Raw genomic sequence first — 21,964 nt, 5'->3', positions numbered from 1 at the left:
CGCCTTCGACGGCTCTGCATCGAGACCTCACGGAGACGCTCCATTTTGCATATCGCCGACATGACCATGTTTTACGCACCCGCCAGTGGTGGGGTGCGTACCTACCTCGAAGCCAAACACCGCCGCTTGCAGCTGTATTCGGGGGTCCGTCACAGCATTCTGGTGCCGGGAGACAGCTACAGCCATGACGGCGGCATTTACCAGATACCTGCGCTGGCGCTGCCTTTCGGCAAGGGCTATCGCTTCCCGGTCCGACGTGCGCCGTGGCGTAATCAGCTGCGCGCGCTGCGTCCCGATGTCATTGAGGTGGGTGATCCATACATGACAGCCTGGGCGGCTCTGGATGCTGGGCGACGCCTCGATGTTCCGGTGATCGGTTTCTATCACTCCGACCTGCCCCTACTGGTCAGCAATCGTATCGGCGGCTGGCTCGGCACCAACATGAATGGTTATGTCTCACGGCTGTACAGCAGTTTCGACCGGGTGTTGGCGCCCAGCCGGGTCATGGCGGAAAAGCTGCGGCAGCTGGGTGTCGGCAATGTCTACGTGCAGCCGCTAGGTGTCGATCTGGAAACCTTTCGCCCGGATCGCCGCGATCCCGGGCTACGCCAGGAGCTGGGGTTAGAAGACGATGCGCGGCTGATGATCTTCGCTGGGCGCGGCTCGAGGGAGAAGAATATCGATGTCCTGCTGGAAACCGCCCGTCTGCTCGGTAAGCACTATCATCTGCTGCTGGTGGGATCGAGCATGCCCCACCGCGTGCCGGCCAACGTTTCGGTGATCGATCGCTTCTGTCCAGCATCGGACGTCGCGCGCTACATGGCCAGCTGCGATGTGCTGTTGCATGCCGGCAATCAGGAAACCTTCGGCCTGGTCGCGCTGGAAGCCATGGCCAGCGGTATTCCAGTGATTGCGGCGCGAGCCGGTGCGCTGCCCGAATTGGTGCCGTTTCATACCGGTCGCCTGTGCCGCCCCCTGGATGCCCAGGCGATGGCGCAGACAGTGCAGGAGCTGTTCGAAGACGATCCCAGGCTGCTGGGACTGCAAGCCCGCCAGCATGTCGAGGCGCATCACGCGTGGGACGCCGTGGTCGCGGGACTGCTTGCGCACTATCACGCCGTGTTGGGTACAGCCGATCTGCCGGTTGCCGTGCATGGCTGAGCGCAGTCTGATGCTGGTGCTGCACGATGTAGCGCCTGAAACATGGCTGGACTATCAGCCTTTCGTGCAGGCGGTCGACGCGCTGGGCGACATCCCGATTTCCTGGCTGGTGGTGCCGGATTTTCATCGGCGCAATCGGCTCGACGATCATCCCGAGTTCTGTCGCATGCTCGACGGCCGGCTGGTGCGCGGTGATGAGCTGGTATTGCACGGCTACCATCATGCCGACGAAGCACCGCCGCCTCGCGCGCCGCGGGACTGGTTCATGCGTCGTGTGTTCACTCACGAGGGCGAATTCTATCCGCTCGACGAAGCCGAAGCGGCGCGACGGCTGCAGCGAGGCATCGAGTTGTTCGCACGGCTGCAATGGCCGTTGTACGGCTTCGTGGCACCGGCCTGGTTGCTTGGGCCGGGCGCGCGACGCGCGCTAGCGACCACCGGATTGACCTATACCAGCGACCCTGGGCACTTTTACCTGTTGCCCGATTACGCCCCCTTGGATGCGCCGGGCCTGGTCTGGAGCGCGCGCAGCGCTTGGCGTCGCGGTATCTCTCGAGTGGTCAGCGAACAGATGCTCAATCGTCATCGGCAGGCACCGGTGCTACGTCTGGGGTTGCATCCGGTGGATATGCGGCATGATTTTTCGCGTGGTTACTGGCTGGACCTGTTAATTCGGCTGATGGAAGACGGTCGGCATCCGCGGACCAAGATCGATTGGTTGAATCACCATGCGCTGGCGCCGAGCGTTGCGGCATGAGCGGCCGTTGGTGGCTGCTGCTGGGGGCATTGCTGGTTGCGGCGCTGATCCCGCTGTTGTTAGGGGGAAGCGGGCTGTTCGAGCGGTTGTTGGGCTTTCCGCCGTGGTTATTGCTGAGCATGCTCGGGATGATTCTGCTCGGCTGGTACCTCAATGCGTTACGTCTGCGCTTGCTGGTGGGCAGACGGCGGATTGGGCAGCGCCGCGCCCTGGGTGTCGTCATTGCTACCGAATTCGCGATCTGCGCGACACCGGGCGGTGCGGGCGGGCCGCTGACGATGATGGCCTTGTTGCGTCGGCAGGGCGTTACACCCGCGAAGGGCACGGCAACCTATGCAGTCGAACAACTGACCGACCTGCTGTTCTTCGCGTGCGCCCTGGTGGGGGTGCTGATCTATGCGGTGACCCATTCGCTGAATGCTTACATCGCCAGCCTGCTCGGCTTCAGTGCAGCGTTGCTAATCGGCCTGATGGTACTGCTGGCGTTGCTTGGACGTTTTCACCGTCAGGTCTTTTTGCTGAATGGCTGGCTGGTCGGTCGGCTCGGCGTGGGGGCATCGCGCAAGCGTACCTGGGCCAGGAAGGTGCTGAGTTTCCGTAATGCTTTGCTGGAGTGCTTCCGGCTGCCCCGGACGATCTTGTTGGGGGTATTCATCCTGACCACGCTGCATTGGTTGCTGCGCTACAGCGTGTTGTATCTCACCTTGCAGGGGCTGGGTAGCCAGCTCGCCTGGGCCTGGACGTTCATCGTCCAATTGCTGGCATTGACCGCCGGCCAGCTGAGTCTGTTGCCGGGTGGCGCCGGTGGTGCCGAATTGGCTTCGGCGGCGTTGCTTGCACCGCTGGTGGGCAAGTCCACAGCCGCGGCAGCGATCCTCATCTGGCGCTTCGTGACCTATTACTTCTATCTGATCGCGGGTGCGCCGCTGTTCTTGCACCTGGCGGGTCGGCCTTTATTCAACCGCTTGGTGAAAGCGCGTAACGGTTGAGCATGCGGCCGCTTTGGAAGGCCGGTTGTCGGTACCGTTCTTGGAAAATCGAAACTATCCGGCCACCGTCCCGGTCCACTTAACGACACCCATGAAGAAAGAGGAATATGCCATGAGCAGTACCGAAGACAAGATGAAAGGCAACCTCAACGAAGCCGCCGGCAAGGCGAAGCAAGGCCTTGGTGAAGCAACCGACAATGAGCGCATGAAGAATGAAGGCCAGCGCCAAGAGATCAAAGGCGATGCGCAGCAGGTCAAGGGCGAAGCTAAGGACACCTTGAAGAAAGGCATCGATCGCGCCTGATCGACGGCTTATGAAAAATGCCCGCATCAGCGGGCATTTTTTTGTTTCGGCGAGCGTATCAGCGCTCCAGATGCTGGAGTTTATCCTTCACGCCGTCCCACTCTTCGGCGTCTGGCAGGGCGTCTTTTTTCTCGGTGATGTTCGGCCAGACTTCCGCCAGGTCGGCGTTCAGTTCGATGAACTCCTGCTGATCGTCGGGCACTTCGTCTTCAGAGAAGATCGCCTGAGCCGGGCATTCCGGCTCGCAGAGTGCGCAGTCGATGCACTCATCCGGATGAATGACCAGAAAATTCGGGCCTTCGTAGAAGCAGTCGACCGGGCAGACTTCCACACAGTCGGTGTATTTGCACTTGATGCAGTTGTCGGTGACGACGAAGGTCATTTCTAGCTATCTCCTCGGGCGTGTCAGGTGGCGTTGCAATGACGCCCCCGTTCGGCAGGGCTATGGCGACACCAGGCAAATGCCGCACATATCCAAAAAATGCGCGCGATTCTAGCAGCTTTTTCGCAGCCGTCAGACACGCGCTTTCAGGTTGTATAGCAGGTCCAGCGCCTGACGCGGAGTCATATCATCGGGTTTGATTCGCCCCAATTCTTCGACCACTGGGTGCGGCAGGCTTGCGAACAGGTCGTTCTGCATCGGTGGTGCGGGCTGGCCAGCGGCTATTTTCGGCGTTTCGTGGGGCAAGCTGGTGGTTTCCAGCCGCGACAGATGGTCGCGTGCGCGTTGGATCACGCTGCCTGGAACGCCCGCCAGCTGCGCCACTGCCAGGCCGTAACTCTGGCTGGCCGGCCCCGGCAGAACGTGGTGGAGAAAGACGATGCGCTCGTTGTGCTCGGTGGCAGACAGATGCACGTTGGCCACGACCGGTTGGCTTTCCGGTAGCACCGTCAGTTCGAAATAATGAGTCGCGAACAGCGTGAAGGCACGTAAGTGCGCCAGATGCTCGGCCGCCGCCCAGGCCAGAGACAGGCCGTCGAAGGTGCTGGTGCCGCGACCGACCTCGTCCATTAGAACCAGGCTGCGGTCGCTGGCGTTGTGCAGGATATTGGCGGTCTCGCTCATCTCCACCATGAAGGTCGAGCGACCGCCGGCCAGATCGTCCGAAGAACCGATACGGGTGAATATGCGGTCGACCAGCGACAGCTCGCAGGTCTTTGCCGGGACGAAGCTGCCGATCTGGGCGAGCAGGACGATCAGCGCGGTCTGGCGCATGTAGGTGGACTTACCACCCATGTTCGGTCCGGTGATGATCAGCATGCGAGTGTCATCATCCAGCTCGAGATCGTTGGCAACGAAGGGCGTCTGCAACACTTGCTCGACGACCGGATGGCGGCCTTGCTCGATCTGCAGACAAGGGTGCTCGACGAAGCGTGGGCGATTGAGGTCAAGCGTCAGGGCGCGTTCGGCCAGGTTGCTCAGGACGTCGAGCTCAGCCAACGCCGCGGCGCTTTCCTGTAGCGGTGCCAGGTGGCCGATGAGCCGCTCGAGCAGTTCCTCATAGAGCTGTTTTTCCCGTGCCAGGGCTCTGCTCTTGGCCGACAGCGCCTTGTCTTCGAATTCCTTCAGTTCCGGGGTGATGAAACGTTCGGCGCCCTTGAGCGTCTGCCGGCGGATGTAATCGGCCGGTGCCGATTCGGCCTGCTTGCTCGGCAACTCGATGAAGTAGCCGTGCACGCGGTTGTACCCAACCTTGAGATTGGCCAGCCCCGTTCGGGCCTTCTCGCGGACTTCCAGATCCATCAGATACTGGCCGGCGTTTTCGGATAACGATTGCAACTCGTCCAGCTCGGCGTCGTAGCCGGTTTTCAGCACGCCGCCGTCGCGGATGACCGCCGGTGGGTTATCGATGATCGCCTTGGCCAGCAGCTCGGCCAGTTCGGGATAGGTGCGGATGGTGGCGGCCAGCGCGGTAAGGTGCGGCGCTACCAACTCCCGCATACCGTCCTGCAACTGTGGCAAGGCGGCCAGGGCATCGCGCAGGCGCGCCAAGTCACGCGGGCGGGCGTTGCGTAGGCCGATTCGCGCGAGAATGCGCTCTAGATCGCCGATTTCCTTGAGCTGCGGCTGTATCTGTTCGAAGCGGTAATGCTCGAGCAGGCAGGTGATCGAGTCCTGGCGGGCTTCAAGCACACTGCGATCGCGCAACGGGCGGTTCAGCCAGCGGCTGAGCAGACGACTGCCCATAGCGGTCTGGCAGCGGTCGACGACCGACTGCAGGGTGTTGTCGCGTCCGCCACCAAGATTGATGTCCAGCTCCAGGTTGCGTCGGGTCGCGCCGTCCAGGATCACGGTATCGTCGAGACGTTCATGGCGCAGGCTGCGCAAATGGTGCAGAGCTGTTCGCTGGGTTTCCTTGGCGTAGGTCAGCAGGCAACCGGCGGCGCCGATGGCCAGGGTCAGCTTTTCGCAGCCGAATCCTTTCAGATCCTGAGTCCCGAACTGCTGGCATAGGCCCTTGAACGCGCTGTCGCGGTCGAAATCCCAAGGCGCGCGCCGGCGCACGCCACGGCGTTTTTCCACCGGCAGGTTGGTGGGCCAGTCGTCCGGAATCATCAGCTCGGCGGGATTCAGGCGCTCCACCTCTGCCAGCAGGGTTTCCCAGCCGCTGAATTCCTGCACGCTGAAGCGGCCGCTGGTGATGTCCAGGACCGATAGCCCGAACAGTTTTTCGTCGCCGACCACCGCGGCCAGCAGATTGTCACGGTGCTCGTCGAGCAGCGCTTCGTCGCTGACGGTGCCTGGCGTGATGATGCGTACCACCTGACGTTCCACCGGCCCCTTGCTGGTCGCGGGGTCGCCAATCTGCTCGCAGATCACCACCGACTCGCCCAGCTTGACCAGGCGGCCAAGGTAGCCTTCAGCAGAGTGGAAAGGGATCCCTGCCATGGGGATCGCATTGCCGCCGGACTGGCCTCGGGCGGTGAGGGTGATGTCCAGCAGTTTCGCGGCCTTCTTGGCGTCTTCGTAGAAGAGCTCGTAGAAGTCGCCCATGCGGTAGAACATCAACTGGTCTGGATGCTCACGCTTGAGCTTCCAGTATTGCTGCATCATCGGGGTGTGGTGGGACAGGTCTTGTGACGACATATAGCTCGATACTTGAAGTGGATGCAGAAGTGGAGGCCGTTGTCTGCGCGTCTCGGCAACTGTTGCGACCATCGGCTGGCAACCCTGATTGTGCCGGCTGGATCAAACCGGCAAGGTTAGCATGGGCTGCCGACGTACCGATGCGGCACTTCTCTGATTGCTTTGGCTGGGTTCTACTGCTGACAGCAGAGGGGCCGCACCTCCGCCATGTCAAAGTTGCTGGATCGAGCACATGACAGAACTGACGCAAGCACTGGATTCGGCACCCAATTTGATGGTCGTCTCGCTGGTGAACCTCCTTATCGTCGTGACAGTCGTGGTGTGCATTACGAGTTTCTGTCGTGTCTGTCGGTTCGCCGAGTCGAGCCGCGCTTCAATATTCGAATCGGCGTCGTTTTTGGCGTATGCGGCGCGATAGCGGCGCATACGGTGGAAGTGTGGATATTCGCGTTCGCCTACTTCTTCGTGCATTGCGCGTCTGGATGGGGCGAACTTTTGGGACAGTTCGGCGGTGGTCTGATGGACTGCGTCTATTTTTCCTTCACGACCGTCACCACCCTTGGCTTCGACGATATCCACCCGGTTGGGCCGGTCAGGTTTCTGACCGGGGTCGAGGCGCTGACGGGTTGGTGCTGATTACCTGGACTGCTTCGTTCCTGTTTCTTGAGATGCAACGGCACTGGGGTAACAGGTGAGCTTCCGAATGCGCCGCCGAGGCACTGCCATCTGGCGCTGCGCCGAGGCCTGGCTGTTGTGATGACGGCGGGATGGATCATCGCTCGGCGAGGCCTGTTAATGTACGCATTTCGAATCCGCTGTCGGAGCACTCATGGCATCTTTGACCGATCTGGCTGCGAGGCTGGGCGCTGCGCTAGACGCGCAGTCTGCACAGGTGACCACTGCCGAATCCTGCACCGGCGGCGGTATCGCCGAAGCCATCACCCGCATTGCCGGCAGCTCGGCCTGGTTTGAAGCGGGCTTCGTGACCTACTCCAATGCGCAGAAAACCCGTCTGTTGGGAGTGCCGCCCGAGTTGTTCAGGCAGGTGGGTGCCGTCAGTCGGGAAGTCGTCGAGGCCATGGTCCGTGGCGCGCAGCATGCCAGCGAGGCACATTATGGTGTCGCGGTGAGCGGTGTCGCCGGGCCAGGCGGGGGCTCGCCGGAGAAGCCGGTTGGCACGGTGTGGCTCGCCTGGGCGGCGGGCGAGCAGGTCGTTGCCCGGCGCTTCCAGTTTGACGGCGACCGGCAGGCCGTACGCGAGCAGAGCGTGGAGGCCGCGCTCGTCGGATTGATCAGGCTCACGGCGGGAGAAAATCCGCTTCAGGGCTAGGCGCATCATTTTGCCTATGCTCTAATACTGTCTACTTATACAGTTGTTGTGGCCTCTGGCCCTCTTGATCAAGTGAGGATTGTAATGGACGAGAACAAGAAGCGCGCCTTGGCTGCTGCCTTGGGCCAGATCGAAAAGCAGTTCGGTAAAGGCGCGGTCATGCGCATGGGCGATCACGATCGTCAGGCTATTCCTTCCATCTCCACCGGCTCGCTGGGCCTGGATATTGCGCTGGGCATCGGTGGTCTGCCGAAAGGGCGAATCGTCGAAATCTATGGACCGGAATCTTCCGGTAAGACCACTCTGACGCTGTCGGTCATTGCCGAAGCGCAGAAGATGGGGGCGACTTGCGCCTTCGTCGATGCCGAGCATGCGCTCGACCCCGATTACGCCGGCAAGCTCGGTGTCAATGTCGACGACCTGCTGGTCTCGCAGCCGGATACTGGCGAGCAGGCGCTTGAGATTACCGACATGCTGGTGCGCTCCAATGCGGTCGACGTGATCATCGTCGACTCTGTAGCTGCCCTGGTACCCAAGGCGGAAATCGAAGGCGAGATGGGTGATACCCATGTGGGGCTGCAGGCGCGTCTGATGTCCCAGGCGCTGCGCAAGATCACCGGTAACATCAAGAACGCCAATTGCCTGGTGATCTTCATCAACCAGATCCGCATGAAGATCGGCGTGATGTTCGGTAGCCCGGAAACCACCACAGGCGGTAACGCGCTGAAGTTCTACGCCTCGGTTCGTCTCGACATTCGTCGTACCGGTGCGGTGAAGGAAGGTGACGAAGTGGTCGGCAGCGAAACCCGCGTCAAGGTCGTCAAGAACAAGGTGGCGCCCCCGTTCCGTCAGGCCGAGTTCCAGATTCTCTACGGCAAGGGTATCTACCGCAACGGCGAGGTCATCGACCTTGGTGTGCAACAAGGCCTGGTCGAGAAGTCCGGCGCCTGGTATGCCTACAAGGGCAACAAGATCGGTCAAGGCAAGGCCAACGCGGCCAAGTTCCTGGAAGAGAACCCCGAAATCGGCCGCGAAATCGAGCAGCAGATTCGCGACAAGCTGTTGGTGGTGGCGCCGAATACCAAAGCCAACCCGGTTGCAGAAGATCTGGCCGAAGCTGATCTCTGATCTGCATGCCTGTTGTGCTCGATAGCCCCGCCGCGGTGCGGCGGGCTGCCATGGATCTCCTGGCCCGCCGTGAGCATGGTCGCATCGAACTGAGCCGCAAGTTGCGCTCACGCGGCGCGCCTGTAGAGCTCATCGAGCCGGCGCTGGATCGGCTGGCTGAGGAAGGCCTGCTCAGCGAAGCACGCTATTTAGAGAGTTTCGTACGCATGCGCGCCAATGCGGGTTACGGTCCCTTGCGCATCCGTGAGGAGCTGTCCCAGCGCGGCTTGTCCCGTGAGGACATCGAACAGGCCCTGCGTGATAGCGGTTTCGATTGGAGTGCGCAGCTGCAGGACGTCTGGAGGCGCAAATTTGCTGGCGAATTGCCGAGCGATCAGCGGGAAAGAGCGCGGCAGGGCCGTTTCCTCAGTTACCGGGGTTACCCGTTGGACCTGATAAGCCGGCTGTTACGGGGTAACTCAGCCGACGACTGAGGCACTTCGTCGGCCGCTTCTCTCCTTTAGCTAATCCGATAGCTGCACCGGCCCGGTTCAGCTCCCCGCGCCCACCCAGTTCTGCGGTTCATTGATGAAATCGGTCAGCTCGCGCAGACGACCATGGTCGCGGCCGTTGAACACGAAGCTCAGCCGTGGCAATTGCTGCAGCTCCGGCTCGTCCAGCTCCATCTCGCAGCAAGTTTGCTGCTCGAAGTGGCCTTTGAGGCGCAAATCGGCGAATTCGCTATCCAAGAACTCCAATGCGGCATCGGTCAGCATATGGTTCATGCGCATGACGAAGCTTTCTTTTATCCAGCGGCTCGAGTGGAAGTTGCTATAGAACCTATCGATCTCTGCGGCGGCATCTTCGGCGTTATCGACCAGCCGCATCAGGCGCATGTCCGTGGGCAGGATGTAGCGGTTTTCCTCTAGCTGGCGATGAATGAAGCTCAACGCGTCTTTCCAGAATGAGCCGTCGGGCTCGTCCAGCAGCACCACCGGTACCAGCGGGCTCTTGCCGGTCTGTATCAGTGTCAGCACCTCCAGTGTTTCGTCCAGCGTGCCGAAACCGCCCGGACAAAGCACCAGTGCATCGGCCTCCTTGATGAAGAACAGCTTGCGCACAAAGAAGAAATGGAACGACAACAGATGGTCGGTGCCGTCTACCGTCGGGTTGGCGTGCTGTTCAAAGGGCAAGGTGATGTTCAGTCCGAGGCTGTTGTCCGTACCGGCGCCTTCATGCGCCGCCGCCATGATGCCGCCGCCAGCGCCGGTAATGACCATCAGGTCATAGCGCGCCAGCGTTTCCCCGAGTTCTCGTGCTAGCGCGTATAACGGGTGCTCGATGGGTGTTCGCGCCGAGCCGAAGACCGTGACCTTGCGGCGGCGTTTGAACTGGTCGAGTCGGCTGAATGCGTGTTCCATCTCACGCATGGTCTGCAGCAGAATCTTGGCATCCCAGCGACTTCGATCGGCCTGAGCCATACGCATGACGGTGACCAGCATTTCACGGTAGAGAGGGAGGTTCTGGCTGTTGGGTGGGACGACCAGTTCCACCAGCTCATCGAGCTTTTTCGACAGTTCTGCACCGCTGGTCTTGAAATGCCGCGAAAGGTAATCGTCCGGGTCGAAAGGCATACTACGTCTCCCTTGTATTGAAACTTGCGGCTCTGTGTGGTGCCGCCCTGCGCAAGGTGCTGCCCGTGTGTAAGCGTGTGCCAGCGGTCCAGAAATGGCGTGAATGGTGTCGCACGACGAGCCGTGCGGCACCTATCGCAAGCCTAGCAGCCGTCCATCACCAATAGCGCGCGCTTTCGGCCGTCGATGCTGAACCGTGAACCCGGGAGCGGCTTCTCGGTTATCGCATGGCTAACGCAAGATTGTCTGGATCAGAGGGCGATGCGATCACCGGGTTCCGGAATGTTAGCCTTCCAGTCGAGGCGGTCGTCCAGCGCTTGCTGCAGGGCTCGCATCTTTTCCAGCTCACCGTGCACGAGATAAAGCTCCGGGCGAGCCTGAAAATGGCTCGCCCATTCGATCAGTTGCGATTGCCCTGCATGCGCTGAAAAACCGCCGAGCGTATGCACCTGAGCTTTGACCGCGATCCGCTGATGCATCAGCTTGACGGTCTCGGCACCATCGACGATGGCGCGGCCGAGTGTGCCGCGAGCCTGGAACCCGGGGATAACCACATGGCATTCCTTACGCCAGAGGTTGTGCTTGAAGTGATGGAGAATCCGCCCGCCGGTACACATGCCGCTGCCGGCGATGATGATCGCGCCACTCTTGAAGCGGTTGATGGCCATTGATTCTTCGGGCGTCGGCGTGGCCCGGAATATCGGCAGCCATTTCTCGATACGCTGTATCTGCCCGCCGCCGAGTATCTCGGTGGGCGCGGCATCAATATCGAGCTGCTTATGAAAGAGTGAATAGACAGCGTTCGCGCCGATGGCCATCGGGCTGTCCAGAAACACCGTCTGCTGCGGTACTCGACCCCGCTGATAGAGAAGGCCGAGGTAATAGATGAGATCTTGAGTCCGGCCAACGGCGAAGGACGGCATCAATACGTTGCCGCCGTCGCGGTGGGCCTGCTGAAGAATGTTGGCCAGCTCCTCGATGGTTGTCTCATGGTCACGATGGTCGCGGTCGCCGTAGGTGGATTCCATAAGCACCACATCGGCTTCGCTCAGCGGGGTCGGCGCGTGCATCAGTGGTGAGCAGGCATTACCCAGGTCGCCAGAGAATACCAGGCGGCGCCTGCGACCAAAGTCCTCCACGTCGACCTGGACGATAGCCGAGCCGAGGATATGCCCCGCGTCGAACAAGGTCACGCTGAGGCCGGGTGCGGCTTCGAAGGTTTCGCCATAGGCATGCGGTTCACGCTGCGCCAGCATGCGTTCGGTATCGACTCGAGTGTAAAGAGGCTTGATCGGAGGTTTACCCAGGCGCGCGCGCCACTTGTTTTCCCACTCGGCGTCTTTCTCCTGGATATTGGCCGAATCGAGCAACATGAGTTCGACCAGCTTGCAGGTCGCGTCAGTGGCGTGAATGGGTCCCTTGAAGCCCGCCGCCACCAGTTTGGGCAGCAAGCCGCTGTGGTCGATATGCGCGTGGGACAGCACCACCGCATCGAGGGTAGCCGGATCGAAGGTGAATCCCGCTCGATTGCTGTCTTCTTCCTCGTGTCGCCCTTGGTGCATCCCGCAGTCGAGCATCACGCGCGCGCCTGCGTGGGTTTCGATCAGATAGCAGGATCCGGTGACCTGCCGAATAGCGCCGAGAAAACTGAGCAAAGCCATGAGAACCCTTCCTCTGTGTACGGTTTTGATCAGCATGCCCGTCAATCCGCTTGGCCATCTTGATGTACATCAGCGATGGCCCCGCAGCCGCTGACTAGACTATCGGCACCGCCACTCAACGGAGCGCTCCATGAATCAGCTACTGCCCAGTCTCGCCGAGCTGGATCGCCACGCCGAAATCCAGTCGGAATTCGCTCGCTGGAGAACCGGCTATGGTGTCATCGAGCATGCCTTGGAACCCCAAGCCGCCGTATTCCGCCTGGCCCATCAGTTGGTCCAGGCGCATCTGCAGCCGGATCTCGCCAGTGTCTGTCGCTTGTTGCAGGCAGTCGATCGGCTCGGCTCGGCAGGGTTATGGCTGGTCGTGCACATGACATATGCGCGTCGTGCCCGGCTCGATGGCTCGGCGCTGGATGCCGAGGATTTCAAATCATCACCAGAGGGGCATACCGGCGGCTCGCTGAATATGGTTCCGGCCTACGCCGGCTACCTCGGGTTGAATGCTCTGACCGGTAGCACCCGTTCCTGGCTGATGGGGCAAGGCCATTGTGTCGCAGCGATCGAAGCGTTGAACCTGCTCACCGATAATATGCAGCCTGAGCAAGCTCGGGCCTACGGTGAGGGCGAGGCTGGCATCAATCGCTTGCTCGAAGATTTCTATGGTTATCACCTGGCGGCGGATGGCAGCCCGTCCGCGCCGCTGGGTAGTCACGTTAACGCGCATACCGGCGGCGGCATTGCCGAAGGGGGGTACCTTGGCTTCGCGGAGCTGCAGTACGCCCATATGCCGCTTCCGGGCGAGACGCTGGTGGCCTTTCTGTCCGATGGCGCGGCCGAGGAGCAGCGCGGCAGTGACTGGATTCCGCGCTGGTGGCGCGCCGAGGATTGCGGTATGGCGTTGCCAATCATGATTGCAAATGGCCGGCGCATCGAACAGCGAACCCAGCTCGGCACACATGAAGGACTGGAAGGGTTTCGTCAGCACCTGAGCCGTTGCGGTTTCGATCCGATTCCCTTCGACGGGCGTGATCCAGCGGCCTTCGTTTGTATGCTTTGGGAGATGGAGCAGCGCCTGGCCCGGCGCGTAGAGGAAAAGGCGCGTGGGTTGCTCAGCTACCCGTTGCCGATTCCTTATGGCATCGCTGAGACGGTCAAGGGGTTCGGCTTCTATGGGGCTGCGAGCAATGCCGCGCACAACCTGCCGCTGCCGGGCAATCCGCGTTTCGACGACTCCTCGCGCGAGCTGTTCAATACCCACGTTGCGCCGCTTTTCGTGCCGCAGGACGAACTCGAGTCCGCTCGTGACCTGCTGCGGCAATCCCGGCAGGGGCGTCCGGCGGAGGGGGATAGTGCTCTGGCCCTGCGACGCCCCGCCGAGCCGGTGATACCACCGCTCAATTACCAGGGGAACGCCTGCTCGCCAATGGCAGCGGTGGATGACTTCTTCGTCGCGCTCACCCGCGCCAACCCGTCGTTGCGTCCCCGTGTAGGTAATCCGGATGAACTTGCGAGCAACCGCCTCGGTGGCGTGCTTCAAGCGCTCAAGCATCGTGTGATCGATCCGGAGAGTGAGCTTGAGGCCGTGGACGGGAAGATCATTACCGCTCTGAATGAGGAGGCGGTGGTTTCCGCATGCCTGGCCAACCAGGGCGGGTTGAACCTAGTTGCAAGTTACGAAGCCTTTTGCGTGAAGATGCTCGGCGCGGTGCGCCAGACGCTGATCTTCGCGCGTCAGCAGAAGGAAGTGGGACGTCCGGCAGGCTGGCTCGGCTGGCCGTTGATTGCCACTTCCCATACCTGGGAGAACGGCAAGAATCAGCAATCGCACCAGGACACCAGTTTCTGCGAGGCGCTGTTGGGGGAAATGAGCGATATGGTCAGGGTGCTGTTCCCCGCGGACCATAACAGTGCTTTGGCGTTGCTGCCGTCGATCTATCGTGCGCGCGGCAACTTGGCCTGTCTGGTCATGCCCAAGCGTGAGCGCCCGGCGGTATTCAATCAGGCGCAGGCCGAGCAGCTGGCAAAGGACGGAGCGATCATCGTCGACGAGCAGGCCGGCGGCGATGCCATTCTGCTAATAGCCAACGGCAGCTATCAGCTGACCGAAATGCAGCGTGCAGCGGCGCGCCTGAAGGAAGCGGACGTTGCTTATCGGCTGATCTATCTGCAGGAGCCCGGACGTTTCAGGGCCCCGCGCGATCGTTGGGAAATTGATGGGCTTGCAGCAGATGGCGTGACCGAGCGACTCTTTCCTGAACGAATGGAGTTGCGGGTAATGCTCACCCACATGCGGCCAGAGGTCGCGCGCGGCCATCTCTGGCCCATACTGCCGGACGCGCGGCGAAACTCCGTGCTGGGCTATCGCAATCGCGGCGGTACGCTGGACACGGAGGGCATGCAGTTCGCCAACCGGGCGTCCTGGGCCAACGTATTGGCCGCTTGTGCGCGATTGCTCGACGTACCGCGAACCGCCCTGCTCAAACCGGACGAGGCTGCCGCGGTGGCCGGTAAGGGCGACCCGCGAGTTTTACGCTAGACGGGGTTGCCGAGGGCGGCGATTGCTGTTGCCCTCGGCAGGTGAGGGCATCAGCAATCGCTGGAGCGGTACCGTTCGGTAGTGATCGGCTTCTTGCTCTGGTATTCGCTGAACTCGAAGCGCAGCACCGCACCCTGGCTCATCAGTTGACGCAGGCCGTCATTGTTGCAGACGCTCGCTGCTAGCTGGGTGCGAACCTGCTTTGGATTGTCGCGCATCTGCGCGGCGTGGCGCGGTTGGACGCTCAGGTGGTTGACCAGTTCGTTGCCGTCGACACTGTAGCCCTCGTCGAGAAGGTCGGAATTGATCGCACGCGGCGTGCCTACGCTACTTTCGCGGGCAACCTTATCGAGCAGTTGGCCCAGTGCCTGGTCCTGTGCCGAGGCGGCATGGGCGAAGGGCAGGGCGAGGCAAAGCGTGAATAGGGTGGTCAGACGGTGCATGAGAAATCTCCTGGTAACTGCCGTCGTTCGACCGGTGTCTGTCGACACGGTTCAGCGGCGCATGGATTCCGGTCGGGCTGATAAACTGCCGCTCCACTTGAATCGATCGAAAGACTCCCATGCCACATGCAGTAGCCCGTTTACGCGATGCGCGCCTGGCCCGTAGCGCCAAGCCCTTTATCGCGCGGGGGTCGCGTACACCTCGCTGCGCCCGTTGCCGCGTTGCCGGCAGTCATTGTCTCTGCGAATGGCTTCCGCACGTAGCGGCGGACAGCGCAATGTGCCTGATCATGCACGACATCGAGCCGTTGAAGCCGAGCAACACCGGCTGGCTGATCGCCGACATCGTGGCCGATACCCACGCTTTCACCTGGCAGCGGACGGGCGTGGAACCGGCCTTGCTGAAATTGCTGGCTGATCCTCGATATCAGCCGTTGGTGGTGTTTCCTGGCGAATATGCCGAACCCGAGCGGGTGGTTTCCGGCGTCGAGCTGTCGACGGACAAGCGTCCGCTGTTCATCCTGCTCGATGCGACCTGGACCGAAGCGCGCAAGATGTTTCGCAAGAGTCCCTATCTGAATCGTTTACCAGTGCTGAGTCTGCAGGTCGACGTATCGTCACGCTATCGCCTGCGCCGCTCGACACGCAACGAGCACCTGTGCACCGCTGAGGTTGCTGCGTTGTGCCTGGGGCTAGCAGGTGATGACCAGGCCGCAGGCGCGCTGGACGCTTGGCTCGACGCCTTCACCGATCACTATCTGGCTGCCAAACATCACCGTACACCCGACTCGGGTGATGTTACTCACCGAGCGCTGACTGCGTTCAGACAGCGCTGATCGGCCAGTGTAGTCAGTGCCTGGCCGTTTGCGGAATTCCGTTATCGGTCGTCGCCGGCATTGCCTTGCGCGGCCAGAGCTGCGCGGCGAGCATGCCAACGAACATCAGTGCGCAGCCGAAGTAACCACGCAAACTGAGGCTTTCATCGAGGAACAGGGCGCCGGCCATGGCTGCGAATACCGCCTCGAGCGAAAGGATGATGGCTGCATGCGAGGCAATCGCGTGCTTCTGTGCCACGACCTGCAGCGTATAACCCACGCCGCCCGCAAACAGCCCGCCGTAAATCAGTGCCGGTGCCGCCAGCCAGACACTCTCCAGACTGGAACGCTCGAAGACGGCCGCTAGCGCAAGACTGACGACGGCGCAGGTGGCGAACTGCAAAAAAGCCAGGCGGATAGCGTCGTGACGGCTGACGAAGAAACTCACCAGCAACACGTGGACGCCCCAAACGAATGCACCGGCCAGCTGTATCCAATCACCGGAAGCGACTTGAAAGTTTTCGTCGACGCTGAGCAGGGCCATACCCGCCACTGCCAGAGTCGCACCCAACCAGGTACCCAACCCGGTTTTCTGGCCTATGACCAGCCCCAGCAATGGCACGACGATGACATATAGACCGGTGATGAAACCGGAGTTGGTGACACTGGTGAAGAGCAGGCCGACCTGTTGCAGATTGATGCCCAACGTGAGTGCTAGCCCCATGCTTAGACCGCCCAGCAGCAAGCTTCGCTGAAAGAACGGCTCATGCCGAGCGGCGCCGCGGCCCTGGTGCAGCAGCAAAGGCAGCAGCACGATCGCACCCAGTGCGAAGCGAAGGCCGGTGAATAGAAACGGGCCGATGTTATCCATCCCGACCCGCTGTGCGACAAAAGCACTTCCCCAGATCATGGCCGTTATGAGCATCAGGAAATCGGCGCGAAGGGCTTGGTTACGCATGTTCGGGCTCTTGTGGGAAAGCCGCGAACTTTGCCTCAATCCGATGCGCTTGGCCACAACTGCACCGCTCTGGGCTCCTGAACGCTTGATTAAATGCGGAACGATGATCGAATTTCGAGTGGTGGCGCGATATCATCACGCGGTCAATCCCGAGCAATATTCCGGGTTCTTGTCGACCTGATACCGATCCGGTCGGCGAAAGCGCCAAATAAAAACTATAGGTCCGCCATGGCTGCTTACGAAATCCTTATCGCCGACGATCACCCTCTGTTTCGCAGTGCCCTTCAGCAAGCGTTAACGCTTGGCTTAGGTGACGGTGTGCGATTGTCAGAAGCGGCGAGCATTGCCGAACTGGAAGCTCAATTGACCCGAACCTCGGATTGGGACCTGGTCTTGCTGGATCTGAACATGCCGGGCGCTTATGGCTTTTCCGGGCTGGTGCTGCTCCGGGGGCAGTATCCGCAATTGCCGGTGGTGATGATTTCTGCCCAGGAAGATGCTGCGGTAGTGGCCCGCTCCCGCGAGTTCGGTGCCAGTGGCTTCATTCCCAAATCCAGCTCGCTGGAAACCATCCAGGAAGCGGTGCAGGTCGTACTCGACGGCGACGTCTGGTGGCCCGCCAACATCCAGGATGTCGCGTATGTCAGTCCCGAAGCCAAGGCGGCCAGCGAGGGGCTCGCCAGTCTCACGCCGCAGCAGTTCCGGGTTCTGACCATGGTCTGCGACGGCTTGCTGAACAAGCAGATCGCCTACGAGCTCGGCGTTTCCGAAGCGACCATCAAAGCCCATGTCACTGCGATCTTTCGCAAGTTGGGCGTCCGCACCCGGACCCAGGCAGCCCTGCTTCTGCAACAGATGGGCTCGATTCCAGGCAGCTGACACAGACGTGCCGATACGGGTTCGGAGACTGTATCGACCAGCCATTTCAGCGGAGCGAAGCCGCCGCTTCGCGATCATCAGGCTATGGTTGGCAGCACGATTTCGTCACTGCGTCGAATCCCTGCGGTCAGCGCCCGGCATTGTTCGACGAATTCGCGCATCGCTGCGGTCTGGTACTTCGATGAATGCCAGATGAAATAGAACTGCCGGGCCAGATCCAACTCGGGTGTCTCCACGGCAACCACGCTGCCCCGGCGAAACGCGTCACGTAATGCCAAACGGGAAATACAGCCGATACCCAATCCGGACTCAACGGCGCGCTTGATCGCCTCGGTATGCTCCAGTTCGAGCCGGATGTTCAATTTGGCTGGATGATGGCGCATAGCATGGTCGAATGTCAGGCGCGTCCCCGAGCCTTGTTCGCGAAGGATCCAGGCTTCTCGAGAAAGCTCGTCCAGGCTCACTTCGGCGCGTTCGGCCAACGCATGTTGCGGCGCGCAGAACACCACCAATTCATCCTCGACCCAAGGTAGCACCTCAATATCCGGGTGCTGGCAATCGCCTTCGATCAGACCCAGATCAAGTTCATGCTGCGCGACCTGCTGGACAATATGTGCAGTGTTCTGCACGTGCAGCTTCACTCGGCACTCAGGATGGCGTTGCATGAAACTGCCGATCAGTAGCGTGGCGAGATAATTGCCGATCGTCAGCGTTGCGCCGACATTGAGCGAACCGAAGCCGGTCTTGCCGGCCAGCAAATCTTCGATGGCCTTGGCCTGATCGAGCAGGCTCACGGCTTGCGGGAGCAGTTGTCGGCCCAGGGCATTCAGCCACAGGCGCTTGCCGGCACGATCGAATAACTGGCAGCCGGACTGACGCTCCAGTTCAGCCAGTGAAGTGCTGGTAGCCGACTGGGATAAAGCCAGGCTCTGCGCAGCGCGGGACACGCTCTCCTGGCGGGCGATGGAGACGAACACTTGCAACTGGCGCAGCGTAAAATGCATATCTATATAACCGATAAGCCATATCATTAATATTCGTTTAACGGATATTAACGATGCCGGTAGACTCTCGTAAATATCGAAGCGCCCATCGCGCGCGAGAAGGGGAATCCGTACATGAGCAACCTGAACGTCGAGCGAGTCCTCAGTGTGCATCACTGGAACGACACGTTGTTCAGTTTCAAAACTACCCGTAATCCGGGGCTTCGCTTTGAAAATGGCCAATTCGTGATGATCGGCCTGGAAGTGGAAGGCCGGCCTCTGATGCGTGCCTACAGCATCGCCAGCCCCAATTACGAAGAGCATCTTGAGTTTTTCAGCATCAAGGTCCCGGATGGCCCGCTGACATCACGCCTGCAGCATCTCAAGGAAGGTGACTCGCTGATGATCAGCCGCAAGCCTACCGGTACGCTGGTGCTGGACGATTTGCTGCCCGCCAAGCACCTCTATTTGTTGAGCACCGGGACCGGTCTGGCACCGTTCATGAGCGTAATTCAGGATCCGGAAACCTACGAGCGTTTCGAAAAGGTCGTGCTGATTCATGGTGTGCGCTATGTGAACGAGGTTGCTTACCGGGAATTCATCACCGAGCACCTGCCGCAGAATGAATTCTTCGGCGAGGCTTTGAAAGAAAAGCTAATTTACTACCCGACCGTGACGCGTGAACCCTTCGAAAACCAAGGCCGCCTGACTGACCTGATGCGCAGTGGCAAGCTGTTCAGCGACATTGGCCTGCCTCCGATCAACCCCGAGGATGACCGGGCAATGATCTGCGGAAGCCCGAGCATGCTGGCCGAGACCAGCGAGGTTCTGGACAGCTTCGGTCTCAAGGCTTCACCGCGTATGGGTGACCCGGGCCATTACTTGATCGAGCGTGCATTCGTCGAGAAATAGCCGCTCGGAGTGGAAAAAGAAAGAAGGCCGGCTGGGCGCGATGCGCTGGCCGGCTTTTTTGTTTGTTGCGCGCTTACATATAGGCGGCGCAGCACTTCTTGAATTTCTGGTTGCTACCGCAGGGGCAGGGATCGTTACGACCGGCTTTGAGCGGGACGGTCGGGTCGATGAAATACCATCGACCGTCATGTTGGACGAAGGCCGAGCGCTCATGTTGCGCATGTTCGCCGCTCGGGTCGTGCCAGCGCGCAGTGAAACTGACCAGCGCATGTTCCGGCTGCCCGCCGAGCAGCAAGCTTTCTTCGACCTCAAGCCCCAGCCAGACACTGGCCGCGCTCCACTCCGTCATTGATTGAAGATCCAGCGATTCTTGCTGAACAGGCAGTGTGGTGGCTTTGAGGTAGTCAATGAGCCCCAGCACATAGGCGCTGTAGCGTGATCGCATGAGTTGTTCCGCGCTCGGTGCCGGAAGGCCATCGTGATAGCGTCCGCAGCACTCGCCGAGTCGGTCACCACTACCGCATGGGCAGTTCACGCCACTTTGTGAGTGATCGCTAATCATTGTTTCACCACCAATATTTGCCGAACATCTGCGGATTGGCCCAGAACTTCGCGTTCAGCCAATCCGGAACCTGTTTGTAATCGAGCAGGTCGTAGGTGAAGAGGGTTAGGGTTTGCTCGTCTCGTTCGAAGCGGGCGCTGATTTGCAACGCGAGTGCGAAGAAGTCCGTGGCTTGCCAGTTGCATGCGCTAAGGTCCACTAGGACTGCCATACGGCTGGTATTGAGGTTGCGGATACCACCCAGCAGCTGTAGACCATCGCGCTTCGGCAGGTGCTCAAGGCAATCAGCGACAAGCGCCAAATCATATCGGCGACCAGCCAGATGTTCGGATAACGGTGCCGCTGGGGCGCGATCGATTTGGCTGTTTTCATGGCTGCGGCTGAATGCATCGACTGCTGGTATATCGCTACTGCCGACATGCAGCAGCCGTGTCGGAACATGGTGTTCGAGCAGGGCGGCCAATGCCTGTTGTGGCGTTTGTGATGTATTGGATGCAACCAAGCCGGGATCCTCGGTATCAGGTGACATTGATCGTAGAAATGCGATTCGTACGGTCTGTCAAAGCGTAAAGACTAGCGCGGCGGCGCGTGCCGTCCTAGTCTCGTTGTTACTGGAGCCGCTTATGCGGTCCGCATGGCGCTCTGGCCGATCCCAAACTAGGAGGTTTTACCAATGAGTAGCTTACGGACAGCAGTACCCGTGATAGTGATGACCACCGTCCTGGCCGGCTGTGCAGGGGTGCAGAAACAGGATTGGCCCACCTGTGCGGCTGTTGGTGGCGTGAGCGGCGCCGCATTGGGCGCAATAGAAAGCAGTACCTATGCTGGATACGGCGCGTTGATCGGCGGCGGTATGGCAGCAGCTTACTGCTGGGCCAACGGTACCGAACAGGAAACCGTCGCTATGGTCGAGACCGTCGAGCCGACCCCTGTTGCCGAGCCGGAGCCCGAGCCCATGGCAGAGCCTGTTCGCGTCGAGCTAGACGTCAAGTTTGACTTCGATCGTGCGGAGGTCAAACAGGACAGCATGGCCGATATCAAGGATCTGGCAGACTTCATGAAGCAATACGGGCAGACGTCGACTGTGGTTGAAGGACACACCGACTCGGTGGGTACCGATGCATACAACCAGCGTCTATCCGAGCGTCGTGCCAATGCCGTGCGTGATGTGCTGGTCAATCAGTACGGCCTGGAAGCAAGCCGTGTCGACTCGGTCGGCTACGGCGAGTCCCGTCCGGTTGCAGACAACTCGACGGATGAAGGCCGCGCCATCAACCGCCGTGTAGAAGCCGAGGTTGAAGCGCGTCCATGATGGGATGCTGAAACGAAAGCCGGGCTTTTTAGCCCGGCTTTTTTTGCGCTGCCGATCCTCCTTGGTCAGAACAGAGGGCGAGCACTGGCCAGCGCTACGACCAACAGTCCCAGCAACAGATTGATACCCACGAGTCGGCGGATCTTCCCTAGCGCTGCGCCGCCTTCCGGCCAATTCTGCGCGGCGATTGCGCGCTTGAGCTCAGGCAACTGCAGCAGCTGAATGCGCAGGAAAAGCGCCAGCATCACCAAAAATATTCCGGTCATGATGTGTACATAGCGGGGCGCCGCATTCAGACCGTCGAAGCGCATGTGCCACATGCCGATACCGCTGATCGGCAATATCAACACCGTGACCCAGACCCATTTGAAGAAACGGCGAAACACCTCGGCCCAGAGTTTAAGTCGTTCGGGTGCCTGCAGCTCGGAGACGGCGGCGGGGCGTAGCACCATCCAGGCGAAGAACATGCCGCCGACCCAAATCACGGCGGCCAGGACATGGAGTGAATAGGGCAGAGCGAAGGCGGTCATGGG

General features: G+C 60.5%; 21 protein-coding genes and 2 pseudogenes. 13 read left to right on the top strand and 10 right to left on the bottom strand.

From position 1 onward, the window contains the following. Positions 1-45: 45 nt before the first annotated feature. The 4 genes from MCB86_RS09535 to MCB86_RS09520 all read left to right on the top strand — a co-directional run bounded on the left by MCB86_RS09535 (position 46) and on the right by MCB86_RS09520 (position 3,211). A complete protein-coding gene (locus tag MCB86_RS09535) occupies positions 46-1,161 on the top strand; it encodes a glycosyltransferase family 1 protein (RefSeq protein ID WP_239610721.1) in 1,116 nt (371 codons plus the stop codon). Continuing rightward, complete coding sequence (locus tag MCB86_RS09530) at positions 1,154-1,918, top strand: polysaccharide deacetylase family protein (RefSeq protein ID WP_045161248.1); 765 nt, start codon at positions 1,154-1,156, stop codon at positions 1,916-1,918. The genes MCB86_RS09535 and MCB86_RS09530 overlap by 8 nt, the downstream gene beginning before the upstream one ends. Next, positions 1,915-2,907, top strand: a complete 993-nt coding sequence (locus MCB86_RS09525; protein ID WP_045161249.1) for a lysylphosphatidylglycerol synthase transmembrane domain-containing protein — start codon at positions 1,915-1,917, stop codon at positions 2,905-2,907. The genes MCB86_RS09530 and MCB86_RS09525 overlap by 4 nt, the downstream gene beginning before the upstream one ends. 112 nt (positions 2,908-3,019) lie before the next feature. Then, a complete protein-coding gene (locus MCB86_RS09520) occupies positions 3,020-3,211 on the top strand; it encodes a CsbD family protein (protein WP_045161250.1) in 192 nt (63 codons plus the stop codon). A 58-nt stretch (positions 3,212-3,269) separates the two neighbouring features. Here the strand turns inward: MCB86_RS09520 and fdxA are convergent, their stop codons facing one another. Beyond that, positions 3,270-3,593, bottom strand: a complete 324-nt coding sequence (gene fdxA, locus MCB86_RS09515; protein WP_021206625.1) for a ferredoxin FdxA — start codon at positions 3,591-3,593, stop codon at positions 3,270-3,272. Between the two features lie 132 nt (positions 3,594-3,725). Continuing rightward, entirely contained in the window at positions 3,726-6,299 is a 2,574-nt protein-coding gene (gene mutS, locus MCB86_RS09510) for a DNA mismatch repair protein MutS (protein ID WP_239610720.1), read from the bottom strand. A gap of 271 nt (positions 6,300-6,570) precedes the next feature. Here mutS and MCB86_RS09505 point away from each other — a divergent pair. The 4 genes and pseudogenes from MCB86_RS09505 to recX all read left to right on the top strand — a co-directional run bounded on the left by MCB86_RS09505 (position 6,571) and on the right by recX (position 9,230). Beyond that, positions 6,571-6,994, top strand: a pseudogene (locus tag MCB86_RS09505) (potassium channel family protein). 134 nt (positions 6,995-7,128) lie between these two features. Further along, entirely contained in the window at positions 7,129-7,629 is a 501-nt protein-coding gene (locus MCB86_RS09500; protein WP_239610719.1) for a CinA family protein, read from the top strand. A gap of 84 nt (positions 7,630-7,713) precedes the next feature. Continuing rightward, a complete protein-coding gene (gene recA / locus MCB86_RS09495; protein WP_045161254.1) occupies positions 7,714-8,757 on the top strand; it encodes a recombinase RecA in 1,044 nt (347 codons plus the stop codon). 5 nt (positions 8,758-8,762) lie between these two features. Continuing rightward, positions 8,763-9,230, top strand: a complete 468-nt coding sequence (gene recX, locus MCB86_RS09490; RefSeq protein WP_045161255.1) for a recombination regulator RecX — start codon at positions 8,763-8,765, stop codon at positions 9,228-9,230. A gap of 57 nt (positions 9,231-9,287) precedes the next feature. On the opposite strand, the gene MCB86_RS09485 is transcribed toward recX, so the two are convergent. Then, complete coding sequence (locus MCB86_RS09485; RefSeq protein WP_239610718.1) at positions 9,288-10,370, bottom strand: LOG family protein; 1,083 nt, start codon at positions 10,368-10,370, stop codon at positions 9,288-9,290. A 251-nt stretch (positions 10,371-10,621) separates the two neighbouring features. Continuing rightward, on the bottom strand, positions 10,622-12,031 hold the full coding sequence (locus MCB86_RS09480) for an MBL fold metallo-hydrolase (RefSeq protein ID WP_239610717.1): 1,410 nt from the start codon (positions 12,029-12,031) through the stop codon (positions 10,622-10,624). A gap of 130 nt (positions 12,032-12,161) precedes the next feature. Between MCB86_RS09480 and MCB86_RS09475 the strand changes: the two genes are divergently transcribed. Beyond that, on the top strand, positions 12,162-14,567 hold the full coding sequence (locus MCB86_RS09475; RefSeq protein ID WP_239610716.1) for a xylulose 5-phosphate 3-epimerase: 2,406 nt from the start codon (positions 12,162-12,164) through the stop codon (positions 14,565-14,567). 50 nt (positions 14,568-14,617) lie between these two features. On the opposite strand, the gene MCB86_RS09470 is transcribed toward MCB86_RS09475, so the two are convergent. Further along, the gene (locus MCB86_RS09470; RefSeq protein WP_045161259.1) at positions 14,618-15,010 is read right to left on the bottom strand and encodes a PA3611 family quorum-sensing-regulated virulence factor; all 393 of its coding nucleotides are present in this window, start codon (positions 15,008-15,010) and stop codon (positions 14,618-14,620) included. A gap of 119 nt (positions 15,011-15,129) precedes the next feature. Between MCB86_RS09470 and MCB86_RS09465 the strand changes: the two genes are divergently transcribed. Beyond that, entirely contained in the window at positions 15,130-15,846 is a 717-nt protein-coding gene (locus tag MCB86_RS09465; RefSeq protein WP_239610715.1) for a tRNA-uridine aminocarboxypropyltransferase, read from the top strand. A 13-nt stretch (positions 15,847-15,859) separates the two neighbouring features. On the opposite strand, the gene MCB86_RS09460 is transcribed toward MCB86_RS09465, so the two are convergent. Beyond that, the gene (locus MCB86_RS09460) at positions 15,860-16,783 is read right to left on the bottom strand and encodes a DMT family transporter (protein ID WP_239610714.1); all 924 of its coding nucleotides are present in this window, start codon (positions 16,781-16,783) and stop codon (positions 15,860-15,862) included. A 228-nt stretch (positions 16,784-17,011) separates the two neighbouring features. Between MCB86_RS09460 and erdR the strand changes: the two genes are divergently transcribed. After that, positions 17,012-17,662: a response regulator transcription factor ErdR gene (erdR, locus tag MCB86_RS09455; RefSeq protein WP_045161264.1), complete on the top strand. Its 651-nt coding sequence runs from the start codon at positions 17,012-17,014 to the stop codon at positions 17,660-17,662. Between the two features lie 77 nt (positions 17,663-17,739). On the opposite strand, the gene MCB86_RS09450 is transcribed toward erdR, so the two are convergent. Continuing rightward, positions 17,740-18,666 carry a LysR family transcriptional regulator gene (locus MCB86_RS09450; RefSeq protein WP_239610713.1) on the bottom strand — a complete coding sequence of 309 codons (927 nt, stop codon included), beginning with the start codon at positions 18,664-18,666 and terminating at the stop codon, positions 17,740-17,742. A 114-nt stretch (positions 18,667-18,780) separates the two neighbouring features. Here MCB86_RS09450 and fpr point away from each other — a divergent pair, with 114 nt between their 5' ends. After that, positions 18,781-19,557: a ferredoxin-NADP reductase gene (gene fpr / locus MCB86_RS09445; protein ID WP_045161265.1), complete on the top strand. Its 777-nt coding sequence runs from the start codon at positions 18,781-18,783 to the stop codon at positions 19,555-19,557. A gap of 73 nt (positions 19,558-19,630) precedes the next feature. Here the strand turns inward: fpr and MCB86_RS09440 are convergent, their stop codons facing one another. Continuing rightward, positions 19,631-20,119, bottom strand: coding sequence for a YchJ family protein (locus tag MCB86_RS09440; RefSeq protein ID WP_045161266.1), 489 nt, complete (start codon positions 20,117-20,119; stop codon positions 19,631-19,633). A gap of 4 nt (positions 20,120-20,123) precedes the next feature. Next, positions 20,124-20,621: a DUF6231 family protein gene (locus MCB86_RS09435; protein ID WP_239610712.1), complete on the bottom strand. Its 498-nt coding sequence runs from the start codon at positions 20,619-20,621 to the stop codon at positions 20,124-20,126. 453 nt (positions 20,622-21,074) lie between these two features. Here MCB86_RS09435 and MCB86_RS09430 point away from each other — a divergent pair. After that, positions 21,075-21,431, top strand: a pseudogene (locus MCB86_RS09430) (OmpA family protein); the annotation flags it as partial. A gap of 65 nt (positions 21,432-21,496) precedes the next feature. Here the strand turns inward: MCB86_RS09430 and MCB86_RS09425 are convergent. Then, on the bottom strand, positions 21,497-21,961 hold the full coding sequence (locus tag MCB86_RS09425) for a CopD family protein (protein ID WP_239610711.1): 465 nt from the start codon (positions 21,959-21,961) through the stop codon (positions 21,497-21,499). Positions 21,962-21,964: the final 3 nt, after the last annotated feature.

Source organism: Pseudomonas sp. KSR10, assembly GCF_022355455.1.
In the GTDB taxonomy this organism is placed as follows: domain Bacteria; phylum Pseudomonadota; class Gammaproteobacteria; order Pseudomonadales; family Pseudomonadaceae; genus Stutzerimonas; species Stutzerimonas stutzeri_E.
The sequence above is the reverse complement of the archived record's forward strand: the minus strand, read 5'-3'. Positions and strand labels throughout refer to the sequence as shown.

Coding starts and splice junctions, on each gene's coding strand:
- MCB86_RS09470 (WP_045161259.1), bottom strand. CDS start 15,010: ATGCACCGTCTGACCACCCTATTCACGCTTTGCCTCGCCCTGCCCTTC.
- MCB86_RS09460 (WP_239610714.1), bottom strand. CDS start 16,783: ATGCGTAACCAAGCCCTTCGCGCCGATTTCCTGATGCTCATAACGGCC.
- fpr (WP_045161265.1), top strand. CDS start 18,781: ATGAGCAACCTGAACGTCGAGCGAGTCCTCAGTGTGCATCACTGGAAC.
- MCB86_RS09480 (WP_239610717.1), bottom strand. CDS start 12,031: ATGGCTTTGCTCAGTTTTCTCGGCGCTATTCGGCAGGTCACCGGATCC.
- MCB86_RS09520 (WP_045161250.1), top strand. CDS start 3,020: ATGAGCAGTACCGAAGACAAGATGAAAGGCAACCTCAACGAAGCCGCC.
- MCB86_RS09525 (WP_045161249.1), top strand. CDS start 1,915: ATGAGCGGCCGTTGGTGGCTGCTGCTGGGGGCATTGCTGGTTGCGGCG.
- erdR (WP_045161264.1), top strand. CDS start 17,012: ATGGCTGCTTACGAAATCCTTATCGCCGACGATCACCCTCTGTTTCGC.
- MCB86_RS09465 (WP_239610715.1), top strand. CDS start 15,130: ATGCCACATGCAGTAGCCCGTTTACGCGATGCGCGCCTGGCCCGTAGC.
- recA (WP_045161254.1), top strand. CDS start 7,714: ATGGACGAGAACAAGAAGCGCGCCTTGGCTGCTGCCTTGGGCCAGATC.
- recX (WP_045161255.1), top strand. CDS start 8,763: ATGCCTGTTGTGCTCGATAGCCCCGCCGCGGTGCGGCGGGCTGCCATG.
- MCB86_RS09530 (WP_045161248.1), top strand. CDS start 1,154: ATGGCTGAGCGCAGTCTGATGCTGGTGCTGCACGATGTAGCGCCTGAA.
- MCB86_RS09425 (WP_239610711.1), bottom strand. CDS start 21,961: ATGACCGCCTTCGCTCTGCCCTATTCACTCCATGTCCTGGCCGCCGTG.
- MCB86_RS09475 (WP_239610716.1), top strand. CDS start 12,162: ATGAATCAGCTACTGCCCAGTCTCGCCGAGCTGGATCGCCACGCCGAA.
- fdxA (WP_021206625.1), bottom strand. CDS start 3,593: ATGACCTTCGTCGTCACCGACAACTGCATCAAGTGCAAATACACCGAC.
- MCB86_RS09500 (WP_239610719.1), top strand. CDS start 7,129: ATGGCATCTTTGACCGATCTGGCTGCGAGGCTGGGCGCTGCGCTAGAC.
- mutS (WP_239610720.1), bottom strand. CDS start 6,299: ATGTCGTCACAAGACCTGTCCCACCACACCCCGATGATGCAGCAATAC.
- MCB86_RS09440 (WP_045161266.1), bottom strand. CDS start 20,119: ATGATTAGCGATCACTCACAAAGTGGCGTGAACTGCCCATGCGGTAGT.
- MCB86_RS09450 (WP_239610713.1), bottom strand. CDS start 18,666: ATGCATTTTACGCTGCGCCAGTTGCAAGTGTTCGTCTCCATCGCCCGC.
- MCB86_RS09485 (WP_239610718.1), bottom strand. CDS start 10,370: ATGCCTTTCGACCCGGACGATTACCTTTCGCGGCATTTCAAGACCAGC.